This window comes from Alcanivorax limicola (assembly GCF_019931215.1).
GTDB lineage: Bacteria > Pseudomonadota > Gammaproteobacteria > Pseudomonadales > Alcanivoracaceae > Isoalcanivorax > Isoalcanivorax limicola.
Map to the genome: position 1 here is coordinate 823,626 of NZ_JAIOUB010000001.1, position 14,319 is coordinate 837,944.

11 protein-coding genes are annotated in these 14,319 nt (G+C 61.5%); 9 read left to right on the forward strand and 2 right to left on the reverse strand.

Annotated elements, in window-relative coordinates; all coding sequences use genetic code 11:
• The first annotated feature begins 13 nt into the window (after positions 1–13).
• The 3 genes from K8B33_RS03620 to K8B33_RS03630 all read left to right on the forward strand — a co-directional run bounded on the left by K8B33_RS03620 (position 14) and on the right by K8B33_RS03630 (position 2,859).
• The gene (locus K8B33_RS03620; protein ID WP_223423399.1) at positions 14–679 is read left to right on the forward strand and encodes an HAD-IA family hydrolase; all 666 of its coding nucleotides are present in this window, start codon (positions 14–16) and stop codon (positions 677–679) included.
• Positions 676–1,494, forward strand: a complete 819-nt coding sequence (locus K8B33_RS03625) for a YciK family oxidoreductase (protein ID WP_223423401.1) — start codon at positions 676–678, stop codon at positions 1,492–1,494. The genes K8B33_RS03620 and K8B33_RS03625 overlap by 4 nt, the downstream gene beginning before the upstream one ends.
• A gap of 159 nt (positions 1,495–1,653) precedes the next feature.
• Positions 1,654–2,859, forward strand: a complete 1,206-nt coding sequence (locus K8B33_RS03630; protein ID WP_223423404.1) for a putative solute-binding protein — start codon at positions 1,654–1,656, stop codon at positions 2,857–2,859.
• A 9-nt stretch (positions 2,860–2,868) separates the two neighbouring features.
• Here K8B33_RS03630 and K8B33_RS03635 read toward each other — a convergent pair whose 3' ends face one another.
• Positions 2,869–5,457 carry a penicillin acylase family protein gene (locus K8B33_RS03635; protein WP_223423406.1) on the reverse strand — a complete coding sequence of 863 codons (2,589 nt, stop codon included), beginning with the start codon at positions 5,455–5,457 and terminating at the stop codon, positions 2,869–2,871.
• Between the two features lie 230 nt (positions 5,458–5,687).
• Between K8B33_RS03635 and K8B33_RS03640 the strand changes: the two genes are divergently transcribed.
• Positions 5,688–6,881, forward strand: coding sequence for a putative solute-binding protein (locus K8B33_RS03640; protein ID WP_223423408.1), 1,194 nt, complete (start codon positions 5,688–5,690; stop codon positions 6,879–6,881).
• A gap of 29 nt (positions 6,882–6,910) precedes the next feature.
• Here the strand turns inward: K8B33_RS03640 and K8B33_RS03645 are convergent, their stop codons facing one another.
• Positions 6,911–8,275, reverse strand: a complete 1,365-nt coding sequence (locus K8B33_RS03645) for an ABC1 kinase family protein (protein WP_223423411.1) — start codon at positions 8,273–8,275, stop codon at positions 6,911–6,913.
• A 211-nt stretch (positions 8,276–8,486) separates the two neighbouring features.
• Here K8B33_RS03645 and K8B33_RS03650 point away from each other — a divergent pair, with 211 nt between their 5' ends.
• The 5 genes from K8B33_RS03650 (at position 8,487) to K8B33_RS03670 (ending at position 14,219) form a co-directional block, all read left to right on the forward strand.
• A complete protein-coding gene (locus K8B33_RS03650) occupies positions 8,487–9,551 on the forward strand; it encodes a hypothetical protein (RefSeq protein ID WP_223423413.1) in 1,065 nt (354 codons plus the stop codon).
• Between the two features lie 66 nt (positions 9,552–9,617).
• Positions 9,618–10,634: a putative solute-binding protein gene (locus K8B33_RS03655; protein ID WP_223423415.1), complete on the forward strand. Its 1,017-nt coding sequence runs from the start codon at positions 9,618–9,620 to the stop codon at positions 10,632–10,634.
• 283 nt (positions 10,635–10,917) lie between these two features.
• The gene (locus tag K8B33_RS03660; RefSeq protein ID WP_223423417.1) at positions 10,918–13,068 is read left to right on the forward strand and encodes a TRAP transporter large permease subunit; all 2,151 of its coding nucleotides are present in this window, start codon (positions 10,918–10,920) and stop codon (positions 13,066–13,068) included.
• Between the two features lie 134 nt (positions 13,069–13,202).
• Entirely contained in the window at positions 13,203–13,412 is a 210-nt protein-coding gene (locus K8B33_RS03665) for a hypothetical protein (protein WP_223423420.1), read from the forward strand.
• A gap of 15 nt (positions 13,413–13,427) precedes the next feature.
• Entirely contained in the window at positions 13,428–14,219 is a 792-nt protein-coding gene (locus K8B33_RS03670) for a class I SAM-dependent methyltransferase (protein ID WP_223423423.1), read from the forward strand.
• The last annotated feature ends 100 nt before the right edge of the window (positions 14,220–14,319 follow it).

The window sequence follows — 14,319 nt, forward strand, 5'->3', positions numbered from 1 at the left end:
CGGTGAGCCACTGATGGCACAAGCAGTTTTTTTTGATCTGGACGGAACACTGGTGGATACGGCACCGGATTTTCATGTGGTGCTGAACCAGGTGCTGGCCGAGGCCGGACGTCCGGCGCAGAGTCTCGCGGCGGTGCGCACCCAGGTGTCCAACGGGGCACGGGCGCTGGTGACCCTGGGCTTTGGCCTGGTCCCGGAAGACGCGGCCTTCCCCGACACCCTGGACACCCTGCTGAATGCCTACGCGGCGCGTCTGGATGTGGACACTTGCCTGTTTCCCGGCATGGCCGAGGTGCTGGCGCGGCTGGACGCCGACGGCACCCCCTGGGGCGTGGTCACCAACAAGCCGGCGCGCTTTACCGCCCCGGTATTGCGCGGGCTGGGCCTGAGCGAGCGCGTCGGCCCGGTGATCTGCCCGGATGACGTGGTGCTGCGCAAGCCTGATCCGGAGGGTCTGCTGAAAGCGGCGGCCATGGTGGGCGTGGACCCGGCGCGCTGTCTGTATGTGGGCGATCATTTGCGTGATATCGAAGCCGGCCGCAATGCCGGCATGACCACGGTAGCCGCCCTGTTCGGCTATCTGGACCCCAATGAAGACCCGCGTGCCTGGCACGCCGACTACTATATAGACGCTGCGGACGCACTGTTGCCGCTGCTGGATCAGGATATGCACTCATGAGCACAAAAGCCCCCGCCACTGACACGCCGAAGATCACGCCGAAGATTGACCTGGCCACAGCGCAGGCCGCCGCACTGGCCTATCAGTGGGAACCCGGCATCCTGAATGACCGCATCATCGTGGTCACCGGTGCCGGTGAAGGTATCGGCCGCGCCATCGCACTGGCGCTGGCTGCCGCCGGGGCCACAGTCGTGTTGCTCGGACGCACGCAGGACAAACTGGAAAGCCTGTATGACGAGATTGTCGCGGCGGGTTACCCGACGCCGGCGATAGTGCCGGTGAATCTGGAAGTGGCCATCCCGGCGCACTTCGAGGAGCTGGCCGGCATGCTGGATGAGACGTTCGGGCGGCTGGACGGCATTCTCCACAATGCCTCGATCCTGGGCGATATCACGCCACTGGACAATTACGGCTATGGCACCTGGGACAGCGTCATGCAGGTGAACCTGAATGCCGCCTTCTACCTGACCCGGGCCATGCTGCCGCTGTTGCGGGCTTCCTCGGATGCGTCGGTGCTGTTCACCTCCTCCAGTGTCGGCCGCAAGGGCCGTGCTTTCTGGGGCGCCTACGCGGTGAGCAAGTTTGCCACCGAGGGGCTGGTGCAGGTGCTCTCGGATGAGCTGGAAAACACCACGGCAATCCGCGTCAACAGCATCAACCCCGGCGCCACCCGAACGCGCATGCGCGCCCTGGCCTACCCCGGCGAGGAAGCGATGAGCGTCACCCCGCCGGAAGACCTGGCCCCGGCCTATCTGTATCTGCTCGGCCCGGCCAGTCGCGGCGTCACCGGCCTGGCGCTCAACGCCCAGGCCTGAGGCGCCACTTTATTCAAGCATGCTTTCACGCGTTGTTGACTCTGCCGCAGTCGCGCGCTGACCTCACAGTCATAGATCACTCCCCCTCCCGGTAGGACCATCACTGGAGCATGGCCGCGGCCATCACACCCACCAGGGATGAACGACGGAGCAAGGACTATGAAGCGAATTGCCGTGTGGATGGCAGTGTTGATCACGCTGTGCGGCCTGATGTTCGGGGCAGCGCTGGCGCAAGGCGCTCAGCGCAGCGGCCCGGAATTGAGCGATGAGCAGAAACAGGCATTCCAGCAGTTGGCCCCCGGCGTCGAGATCACGCCGGAGCTGATCGAGCTGATGCAGGACATCACCTACAACCCGGACATGAGCATTGACGCACGGCTGCGTGCCATTGGCCGACTGTCGGGGCTGGATCGCCTGCCGGAAGACCAGCGCATGTCCACCACCATCTGCATCTGGGATCCTGCCGGGCGCGCCGGCCCGATCTTTACGGCGGCCGAAGAGCAGCGTATCCGTGCGGCGGAATACGGTTTGCAAATCAACATGGTGCCGTATACCAACGAAAGCGTGATGGTAGATGAGCTGCTCAGCGCGCGCTGTGATGCGGCGCTGATGACCGGCCTGCGGGCGCGGCAGTTCAACAAGTTCACTGGCACGGTGGATGCCATTGGCGCCCTGCCCACGGATGAACACATGCGCATCCTGTTGGAAGTGCTCAAGCATCCCAGCAATGCCGGGCGCATGGTTGATGGGGAATATGTGGTGCTGGGCGTCTTCCCCGCCGGTGCCGCGCATATTTTCGTCAATGATCGCGAGATCAATACGCTCGGCAAGGCAGCAGGCAAGCGTGTGGTTGTCCTGGATTATGATCCCATGCAGGCGCAGATGGTCGCCGGCCTGGGCGCCACGCCGGTGCAGGCGGACATCACCCGCGCGCCGGGTATGTTCAACAACGGTGTGGTGGATGTCCTGGCCGCGCCACTGGTGGCCTATGAAGCGCTGGAACTGTATCGCGGGCTGGACCCGGACGGCGGCATTATCGATTACCCGCTGACCCAGCTGTCCATGCAGCTGATCGGGCGGCGGGCAAAATTCCCCAACGAAATCGCACAGCTGATCCGCGAGGCCACCCACGAAGCCTATGACGACATCATGGCGTTTCTGAATCGGGAAGCGGAACGTGTACCGGCCAGATGGTGGATCGAAATCCCTCATGCAGACCGGCTCGAGTACGAACTGATGATGGAGGATGCGCGGGTAGAATTGCGCAATCTGGGTTATTACGACGGCGAGATGCTGCAACTGCAACGGCGCATCCGGTGCCGTATGGCACCGGACCGCAGTGAGTGTTCCGACCCGCGCGAGTAACCCCCGGGATCAGGGTGCGCTGGCGCGCAGGCGCAAGGTCTGCAGCGCCGGATCCGCATTGATGTCGGCGTCCGTATACGGGAAGCGAATCCACGCTTTGTCGGCATAGGCCTCGGTCATGTTGCGGAAGAACGGCGAGGCCGGGTCGGTGGACTGGGAATAGGTCACAAACCCTTCTGCCACCGGCCTGCCCTGCTCATCCCAGGTCACCGTCTGAATATAGCTGTTGCCAAAGTTCACCGCGTAGCCGTCCTCTGTCAGCGGCCCGCGCGAGCTCGCGATGGTAAAGGCGCCCTCGAACCCTTCCCCGCCAAACACCGGAATGCGCGCGTCCTGCACACCGGAAGACGAGATACCGACAGGATGAATGGCGGAGAACTGAATATCTCCCATCGGGGCATCCAGCGGAAAGCCGGAATCCACCGCAGCCTGCACACCATCAGCAAAGGCCGTTGATACCAGCGGGCTCAGGGGATTCAGCCCGGCCGGCGTGTTCACCGGGTCACTGGCGCTGAACGGGGTCAACCACATGCCCGGCACATCCAGCGGCAACGGATTGATGCCGCGCCAGAATTCACGCCAGATATGACCGCCACGGGCATCCAGGTTATGGGTGCCGTCCCAGGCAGCAAGCACCTCACACGCCGGCGCAACATCCACAGGGCCACTGCTACCGAGCAAGGGCAACGGCACTGCGCAGTAGCTGTCGAGCACGGTGTCGCGGGCAAGCCGCTCCGTCATCAGACGGCTATCAAGCACGATGTCCTGCAGCAGTGGCATGTCAAAGGTCGTACCGGGGCGGCCGTCACTGCCATCCAGACGATCCTGGACCTGGCGTATGCACTGGCGCGTGCGCAGTGAACGCGCCGACTCTTCATCACCGATGACGGCAGCAAAACCGGTCAGAGGCTCTTCCGGATGAGTCAGCCAGTAGCTGTCATTGCAGTTATGCACCCAATCGCTGCGTGTCAGGCTCGGCAGATTGCCGGGGCCGAAAATGCCCGGGGCCGGTGCGTCGTCATCGGTGTCCCAGGCACAGTCGGTGCGACTGCCGTCCAGAATCGGCAAACCGGGCTGCAACAACGCGAATACCGGCGTCAGCGCGGTGGGGCACGTGAGCACCTTGCTGTCCGGCACGTTGGGCACCACGGTCACATCGCCATAATAGGAAGGCTTGCCGGGACCGGTGGCAATCGTATTGACCCAGGGGGTGCCGAGCACACTGGCATGCAGCGCGACAAATTCCTCGAAGCTGCCGGCGCGGTTCCAGCGGAAGAACTGGTTCAGCAAGCGATCATTTTCGGCGTTAGCGTCGCGCAGGGTGTAGGCCTTCAGCGGTGACCAGCTGAGAATCGGCACGCCGGAGACTTCGAATTCCAGCATCGGCCCGTAATGGGAGTGATACAGCGTGCGCTGCTCCTGACGCAGCGTGCCGTCCTGCTCCAGCACATCAATGGTGATATCCCGGGCTTCCATATCGATGAGCTCGCCATCGAACAGGTAGCGCGTCGGGTCCAGCGGGTCCAGCGTCAGCTCGTAGAAGCTGAAGCGGAATGCCGTGGACACCGTGTGACTCCAGGCGAACTTGTCGTTGAACCCGATCAGCACCGCCGGCAAGCCGATCAGCGCAGCCCCCATGATCTCGATGCGTTCGTCCGAAGGACCGACTTGCAAATGCGCCATGTACAGCCGTTCGGTCTTCTCCCAGGGGAAATGCGGGTTGCCGAACAGCATCGATTCACCGTTGTGGGTGGTCTCCCCGGACAGTGCGTACATATTGCTGCCGAAGGGCAGCTCACCGCCCAGCGGGAAAGGCAGCAGGCTATCCACGCCATCCAACAGGCCACCCGCCAACTCGGTGAGCTGCGCTATGATGTCGTCCGCGTCGAGCGGCAACGGGATGTCGCCGGTGAGCGCTGGCGGTGCGGCATTGGCAACGCCGTCAACAAAGACGGAAGAGCTTGCCAGTACCGCCAGGCGGAAATAACGGCGATACATGTCGTTTTCCTCCAGCGCCAGCAGCCAGTCCGCATCGCGACAGGCCAGATGCCGACCACTGTGCTGCCCCGCCAGAATCTCCTGTCGGTAACGGTTGAAACCGTCAACAAAGCCCCGGGATGCCGCCAGCACTTCCGGGTCACTGACCTCACGCAGCGGCGCAATGGCGTCATCGGTAGCCAGGCTGCGCCAGAAAAAATCGGCCTCGATATTGGTCGTCGCCGCACCGTTGGCAGGAATGGTGTAGCGGCCGTCCCCGCCCAGATAACGGGCACGCAGCCCACGGATCGTCAGGGTGTCTTCCGCCAGCAAGCACAGATTGTCTTCCGCCTGGGCATACCCGTAGCCATAACCCATGCTGGCGAAATTTGCCGCCGTGATGTGGGGAATGCCCTCACCGGTACGGCGAATGGTGACGTCGTAATCAGTGGCCGGCGGCGGCAGCTCGGGGTCAACGCCGGAGCCCGGCGCGCGCAGATTGCTGTCACCGCCGCAGGCCGCCAGCGCCAACGTGCTGGCCAGAAAGCCCGCCGTTGCCCCCTTGCGCCACCGCAGACTTTTACTGTTCAGGTCCTTATTGTTCGTATAGGTGCTGTGCATAGGTCGACCCCGGATCATTACGAATATCCCTTGTTCTACTCCGACACCGCCGGGACCGGGAGGGGCCGGCTACGATAATCCCTCAGGGCTTACAAAAATCCTAAACAGAGAAGATCCATTGACTCTTCAGTCACCCGGCTCGTCCTACCGGGTCATGTACGCTTTCGGGGCCCACTGTTAGAAAGGAGCACACTACCTCGTGCAGTACCGCCAGAGGCCAGGGAGAACACATGACACAGATAACCAGAACAAGGCGCGTGCTACGCCTGCTGTTGACCGTCGGCATCGCCAGCCTGCTCGGCGTGGGTCAGGTTGCCGCCGTGGACATGACGGCCGCCCAGCGCGAAGAACTCAACCGCCTGGCGCCGGGCGTGACGATCACCCCCGAGATGGCAGAGCAATTGCGCGCCATTGCCTATGATCGCTCGCTGCCTCTGGAACAACGGGTCGCGGCGATGCGCCGCGTGTCCGGGTTCCCGGACGGCGTCATGGTCAAACGGCGCATCTGTATCTGGGACATTGCCGGGCGCAGCGGCCCCATTTATCAGGCAGCTGAAGACCAGCGGATGCGCATTCTGGAATTCGGTGTCGATGTAGAACTGCTGCCCTATACCAACGAGGGCGTCATGGTGGAAGAACTGCACTCGGGCCGTTGCGATGCCGCACTGATGACCGGCTTGCGGGCGCGACTGTTCAACCAGTTCACCGGCACCATCGATTCGGTCGGCGGCCTGCCCACCGACAAACATATGCAGGTACTGCTGCAAGTGCTGGCCGATCCGCGCATGGCCGACAAGATGGTCAGCAACCGCTATGTGGTGATGGGTATTGCACCAGCCGGTGGCGCCTATGTGTTCGTTAACGACAAATCCATCAACTCACTGGCGCGTGCGGCCGGCAAACGGGTGCCGGTACTGGAATATGATCCGACCCAGGCGCGCATGGTGTCGCAGATTGGCGCCACGCCGGTGGCGGCGGATCTGATCAGTGCACCGAACATGTTCAACAATGGCGTCGTGGATGTGTTACCCGCGCCGCTGATCGCCTATGAAATTCTGGAGCTGTATCGCGGCATGGGTGCCAACGGCGGCGTCATCGATTACCCGCTGGCGCAGATCACCATGCAATTGATCGGGCGGGAAGATAAATTTCCGAACGAAATTGCGCAGCTGGTGCGGGAAGCATTTTTTGAAGGCTATGAAGAAATCATGGCGCAACTGAATGCAGAAGCCGCCAAGGTGCCAGACCGTTGGTGGATTGCGATTCCGGAGGAAGACAAGCAGGAATACGAAACCATGATGCAGGATGCGCGCCTGCAACTGCGGGAGGAAGGCTATTACAGCGCAGAGATGCTGACGCTACAGCGGCGCATTCGTTGCCGATTGGATAACAACCGTGGCGAATGCACCAATCCGGTGGAGTAGCTGAGCCTTTCCGTACAGGTCCTTGCCCGTCAGTGAAGCCGATCCACTGGCGGGAAACCCTCGAGCCCACTGAACATATCGACACGCGTGTCGGAGAACATATCCAGCTCCGGCGCCAGCGCCTGAATGTAGCGGTCGAAATACAGGAACTGTTTCAGCAACAACGCAAATTCCCGCGGGAAGCGAATGCCATGCTGTTCGCCGATCTTGACGATATCCATGAGCAGGCGATTGACCTCGCGCTCATTGCGATTGCCTTCCAGCAGACTGGCGGGATCCACATTTTCCAGACGTGACTGGAACTGCTCCAGATCACGGGTCAGCGCATCCACACTGACCGTATCGCGAGTCATGCCAATCTGGATCATGGATTCCGCCACCGCGCGGTGATCGCCGTTGCTGATGCCGTCCAGAAAACGGGACATGGCTTCCCAGGTATTCTTGCGAATACGCCCCACCATGCCGAAATCAATAAAACCGATACGGCCATCGTGGAGCAACATCAGGTTGCCGGCGTGCACGTCCGCATGGAAGAAATCGCACAACATGAGACTGGAGAACCAGGTATTGAGGGCCGCCACCAGCGTTTCTGCCGGATCATCCACATGGCGCCGCAGCACCTCCAGATCGGTCAGCGGCACACCATGGAAGCGCTCCATGGTCAGCACCTTCTTGGTGCTCAGTTCGCGATAAGGGCGCGGCGCCACGGCGCGGGTGTTGCCCGTCATCAACAGAAATTCGTTGAAGCGCTCCAGGTTCTGCGCTTCCTTGAGAAAGTCACATTCCTCCAGCATGGAGCCCTGCAACTCCTCGATCACGCCAGAGACCGCGGAACGGGACAGGCCCGGTGTCAGCATCTCGAAAACACGCGCAGCCACGTAGAGGAAGTTGAAATCGGTGAGCAGCACGGTACTGACACCGGGCTTCTGCACCTTGATAACCACATCCTCCCCGGTGTGCAATCGCGCGGCATGCACCTGGGCGATAGACGCCGAGGCCAGCGGCGCCGGATCCACATGGCTGTAGAGCGCACTCAGAGGCTTGCCCAACTCACTTTCGATGGTCTCGCGGATATAGTGGAACGGCAGCGCCGGTGTGCGATCCAGGCACTTCTGGAACTCCTCGACGTAGGCTTCCGGGAACAGGGACGGCGAGCTGGCGATAAATTGACCAAGCTTGATATAGGTCGTGCCGAGGGATTCCACCGTCTCGCGGAGTAGCACTGGCGCCGGCGGTCGATGGCCGAGCAGCCAACTCGCGCCGGCACGCAGCAGGACGGCGCCAGTCTGCACCACCCGAAAGCCACCGCGCGCGGTGTCCCGGGCCAGGCTCAAACCCGCACGGCGGGCGGCCATCCGCTCACGCATCTGCTCAACCTCAGTCTTTCTACTCATCAGCTCGGATCACCTTATGTTCGAATGCAGAGACGGCTATCATCACGGGGCATTGACGCTTGCCGAACACCCTTAATGTATAGCTTACTATGCGGCCATAAGCGTTTGTAATTGCATACTTTGCTTTTTGTAATTGGCGCTTGTGCCAATAATGACCGTTCGGTACTGTTGCCGTCTTGGTGATTCAGAACAATAACATGGAGAACGCTGCATGAAGTCTTCTTTTGAGACTCCGGGTGTGACTGGCGCTATGAAGCCAGCAATGAAGAATCTGTTTGGCCAGGTCAGGCTGGCCGCTCTCGCGTTGGTCGTCATTGCGCTTCAAGGCTGTGGCATCATCTACAAGACCACCGGTGACGTGCTGATCAGCTACGGCGGCAACGAAATGGTGCCTTACCTGCTGACCTATGACGACGTCGCCATGGGCTGCGCCACCGGTGAAGCCCTGACCCCGCTGCTGATGTCCTTTGAGGCCGTCGGCTCCAATCCTGACCGTCTCGCGCCACTGGTCTTTACGGTCGCCGCCTCCTGCACCGAAGCCCTGGCCACCGAACAGGAACTCCGTTACAGCCGCGCACTCAAAGATGGCAACGTCAATGAGGCTCAGGATGCGCGTGCCCTGCAGAAACGCTACCTGCGTGTCACCGCACAGCGCTACCACACGGCGTACCAGCGCGTCACCGCCCAGTATGGCGAAGCCGACAACGGCAAATGCCCGCGTCTGCGCAAGGACTTCGATGAGCTGGTGTGGATGGTTGGCCAGATCGCCGGCGTTCAGGCCGTACTGAATGATGGCGCTTCTGATGCCTCTCTGGGCATCCCGCGGGATATCGCCGCCAAAGTAGAGCGCGGCGCCGCCTGCCTGGATAACGAAAAATGGTGGGGCGTACCCAATGGTACCCGCGCCGCACTGTGGAGCATTCTGCCGATGTTCGCACCGGAAGGCGCTGACCCCTGGAAAGAAATGGATCGCTCCGTGCGCATGGGCTTCGAGCAGGGCGTACGTCTGCCCAGCGCCTTGGCCGCCATTGCCGCCCACAGCGTCGGTGATGAGCAGCGTGTGCGCCGCTCCATTCGCGAGTTTGCCAATAACAATAACAACCTGGATCCGAACTACGCCATGCTGGATGCGCTGGCCGAGTTCCTGATCACAGGGGTATCTGACCGCATGTGGACAGAAGCGACAGGACGCCGCACGCCATTCAATGCACTGGGTACATTCTGGGACGACGCAAGATCTTCACAGCCAGACTTCGACATTGATGACCTGTTGTAATCTGAACATTAATAACATGCTTGGCAGCACCCTGCTCCGGGTGCTGTCGATCAGGAGGCAGTAACCATGCGCTTTTCTCGTTTTCTCTCCGTTGCTCTTGCCGCGCTTGCTCTGGGCGTTACCTCCCAGGCCAGTGCCAACACCCAACTGCGGTTGTGCGTGTTCGACATCATCGGCACCTCCGGTGACATTTATAACCTGATGCAGGATTACCGCACCGCCGCTCTGGGACAGGGCGTCGACTTCAGAATGCGCGCCTTCACGGATGAAAACATCGCTTATGAAGAGCTCACTGGCGGCCAGTGCGACGTGGCAGCCATTACCGGTATCCGTGGCCGTCAGTTGAACAGCTACACCGGCAGCCTGGACTCCATTGGTGCCGTGCCCAACTACGATGCCCTGCGCATGGTGGCTCAGGTACTGGCCAGCGAGAATCCGCGCATTACGCCCAATCTGCGTAACGGCCCTTACGAAGTCATCGGCATTGCGCCCATGGGCGCCGCCTACCTGTTCGTGAAGGACCAGAGCATCAACAACGTCAATGCGCTGGCGGGCAAGTCCATCGCCGTAATGGAATATGACGTGGCCCAAGGGCGCATGGCCTCCCGCGTCGGCATGTCACCGGTGATGTCTGACATCACCAACTTCTCTGGCCGTTTCAACAACCACAGCGTGGACATCTGCTTTGCGCCGATGGCGGCCTACGGGGCGCTGGAACTGTATCGCGGCATGGGCGAAGACGGCGGCATCGTCGACTACACCCTCGGCCAGCTGACCATTCAGCTGATTGCACGTCATGACAAGCTGCCGGAAGACTTTGCTGTCTGGTCACGCAAGTACATGTTCGAGGAAATCTACGACCGTGCCCAGTCCGTCGTCGACAATGCCTACAAGGACGTGCGCGACGATCGCTGGATTCGCATCAGTGAAGAAGACACGCTCAGCTACGATGAAATGATGCGCGATGCCCGTATCGACCTGACCCAACAAGGCGTCTATAACGCAGACATGATGTCACTGCTGCGCAACATCCGCTGCCGTCTCGACGCTTCGCGTGGTGAGTGCAGCGAAAGCCGCGAGTAACAACAGTTTGCCGTAATCAGCACTCATGCGGGGCCCAGGCGGCCCCGCATTGCTATGCCTACCCGCTGTGTATTCCGGATATACATTCCAGAGACATGCAATTACTGAAAAGCTGCCTTGAATGGCAGTTCTACGGTAGGCAGAGGGGCACAGGTCACATAGAATCAGCGATTCGCTTGAGTAACGTGAAATTCCGGGCCGGCAGTCTGGCGCCCGGGTCTTTCAAACCATCAGGTGTCTGGAGCAGATAACCGGCACCGTGATAACAACAACCGGGTGAACAATGACTACAGCGTCGCCTTCATTCAAGATAGCCAATCGCTCTGTCGGCGAATGGATATCCTCTCTCCCTACTCTCATTATTCTTCTGATCACCATCTTTGTGGCGTCCGGCGAGATCATTCACTCCCAGCTACTGAAGGTCGGTGAGAACACCTGGGAAGAATACTTCCTGCTACGTGGTGCCGGTGTCGTCGGTGAACCCACCTGCGACAAGAACCCGGATATCGACGAACAGGTTCGCCGCACCGTCGAGCAGCGCGAGGCTGATGCAGCCGACGACCCGCTGGCCGGTATGTTCGGTACCGATATCGACGAGGACGCGATACGCCGATCCATCGAGCGCTCAGTGCAGGTATGTCAGGGGCGATGGTCCCGCTTTGAGCGGATCGAGGAGCGGGTGACCCCGGGGGTGCGCGCCTTCCGGACCGTGGAGGTCGGCGTCTCGCGCATGATCACCGGCATCGGGGAGAGCAAGCGCACCCTGCTTGCTCTGCTGGTGCTGATCTGTGCGGCCACAGCCACCTTCAGCCGGCACCACATCGCCATCCGGCCAGTGCGTACGGTCCGCGATCATTATGTCTCCACCACCGCCCTGCTGGCGGCCAATACCATGCTGTTCGTGTCGTCGATCCAGTATCGCGAGCGACAGCTGATGAGTATTGCGGAGGGCATATCGGTCAGCCATTACAACCTCAACCTGATCTGGATTACCGGGTTCGGGGTGCTGGCGGCCATCAACATCTACCATCTGGCCAAGCGGCCAGCGGGGCTGGAGGCCGGCGGCAATTTCGGCAAGGCCCTGCTGACCATCCCGCTGTACGGCTTCATGTCCCTGACCGCCGGCAGCCGCTTCATGCTGGATGGCTACTACCACGGCATGAGCGTGTACCTGGGCATGATGATGGAGCACTCCACGCTGTTCCTGAACCTGGCCCTGTATATCTGGATCGGCATGATGCTCAAGCAGACCCGGATGGCCCAGTTGGTGTTCAACGTGTTGCGCCCCTGGAACATGTCGCCGGAACTGCTGTGCTTTGTGGTGCTGCTGGTGACTGCGGTACCCACCGCCTACACCGGTGCCTCCGGGATCTTCGTGATCGCGGCGGGTGCGGTGATCTACAGCGAGCTGATGCGCGCCGGGGCACGACCACAGATGGCCCTGGCGACCACTGCCATGTCGGGCTCCATGGGTGTGGTATTGCGACCCTGTCTGCTGGTAGTGATCATTGCCGCACTGAACAACCAGGTGACCACCACCGAACTGTTCGGCTCCGGGGTGAAGATCTTCTTCCTGACCGCATTCCTGTTCTTCATCTACTCGCAGTTCGCGCGTAAGGAACCCGCCCGCATCGCGCCCTTCCGTGAAGCGCTGCCGGAAAGCATCCGTCGTCTGAAGCCGCTGATCCCCTATGTCATCCTGATGGCGCTGGTGATCATGTTCTTCGGCCAACTGCTGGACCGTCGCCTGGATGAGTTCTCGGCCCCCATCATTCTGCCGGTGATCCTGCTGGTGATCCTGCTGTATGAATATGTCTTCTCGAAGAAGACCGCCGAAGCACTGGGACTGGATGCGGACAAGACCTCGGGCAATGAAGCACGCCCCACCGGTTTTGAGCCTGCCCTGCGCAAGGCCACCAACGAAACCACCGGCCACATCGGCGCCCTGCTGATGTTGATGGCCCTGTCGGTGAGCGTCGGCGGTATCATCGAGCGCACCGGCCTGATGGAATCCATGCCGTCCGAGTTCGCCTCCATCTGGATCGCTGCCGCCATTCTGGTAGTGACCCTGGTCGGCATCGGCATGATCATGGACCCCTACGGTGCGGTGATTCTGGTCAACGCGACCATTGCCCAGGTGGCCTTTGCTGCCGGCATTGATCCATTGCACTTCTGGATGATCACGCTGGTGGCCTTCGAGCTGGGGTACCTGACGCCGCCCGTTGCGCTAAACCACCTGCTTACCAGGCAGGTGGTCGGTGATGACGAGGTGGAGAAGTCCAAGCTCACCACCGGGTCCTTCTGGGATCGCTATGAGAAGTTCCTGTTGCCCATTGCAGTGATGCTCACAGCGCTGGTGGTCGTGGCCTTCCTGCCACTGGCCTGGGACGGCCTGCACGAGTGGCTGTTCAAGAAAGTGGCGGTAGGCGGCTAAGACCGCTCACCCCAGGCCGTATCGAAAACGCCCCGCAAGGGGCGTTTTTCGTTTCTGCTTTGATGCGGCCTTTCATGTAACATTGCCCCCACCAGCGCTACGCTCAAGCCTCGCAACCGAAAGTGAAGAGCCGCATGACCGACGAACAGAAACCTGTAGAACAGCACCCTGCCCCGGCGCAGCAGCGCCAGGCCCCAGCGCGTCGAAACCGGCGTGACCACAGCACCTATGAACCCGCTCCCGGCAACTTCCGGCCTGTCTGGGGTCTGTTGTTGTTTCTGGCCGGTATCGTGGCACTGGTCGCCCTGGCCGCCGCCGTGGTCGATACGCTGGTATTGAACTGATTCCGGGAGGCGCGCATGCCGGAGCACACGACGACCGACCCGCGCGCCACTGCCCGACACAGCCCCGATGACTGGCGCTCCCCGGCCTATCAGCAATTCCGCCCCCGCTACCCCGATGCCCTGTTTGACTGGCTCGCCGCCCATTCGCCCGCCACCGGGCGCGCGCTGGATTGTGGCTGCGGCACCGGCCAGGCCAGCGGGCCACTGGCGGCCCGCTTCACGCAGGTGATTGCCACGGATCGCGTCCCCGCGCAGCTTGCCACACTCGACCCGCCGGCCAACTGCCACCGCCTGGCGGCCGACAGTGGCGCCCTGCCCTTGGCCGATCATTGTCTTGATCTGCTGACGGTGGCCCAGGCGTTGCACTGGTTTGATCACGCCGCCTTTATGCACGAAGCCCGACGCACGCTGCGCCCTGGCGGCCTGCTGGCCGTGTGGACCTATGGGCTGCTGACCCTGCCGGATCATCCCGATGACCAGCGATGTGCCGCGTTGGTCCGGGATTTCCATGACCAGACTCTGGCGCCCTGGTGGGCCCCCAATCGCGCCCATGTGGTGGAGGGTTATACGCGCCTGCCGCTGCCCTGGCCGCTGCTGGAGAATACGCCGGTATTGCAGCTGTCACAGCGCTGGCACTGGCGTGACATGCTGGGGTATCTGGGCACCTGGTCGGCGGTCATTGCTGCGGCACAGGCCGGTGAGGATCTGCTGGGCGCTTTCGCGCCCGTATTAAAGGACGCCTGGGGCGATGTGCCACGGCGGGTGGTGTGGCCGTTGCATGTGAAGGTGGCGCGGAAAGCGGACTGAGGTTGCGGCGGGTGTGGTGCGCTTCGCTGTGCTCAGCACACCCTACGGGGGGGGGCGGATGGGGGGCTGGGCGCCCCCCAGCGCCCCCAAGCGCACGAAC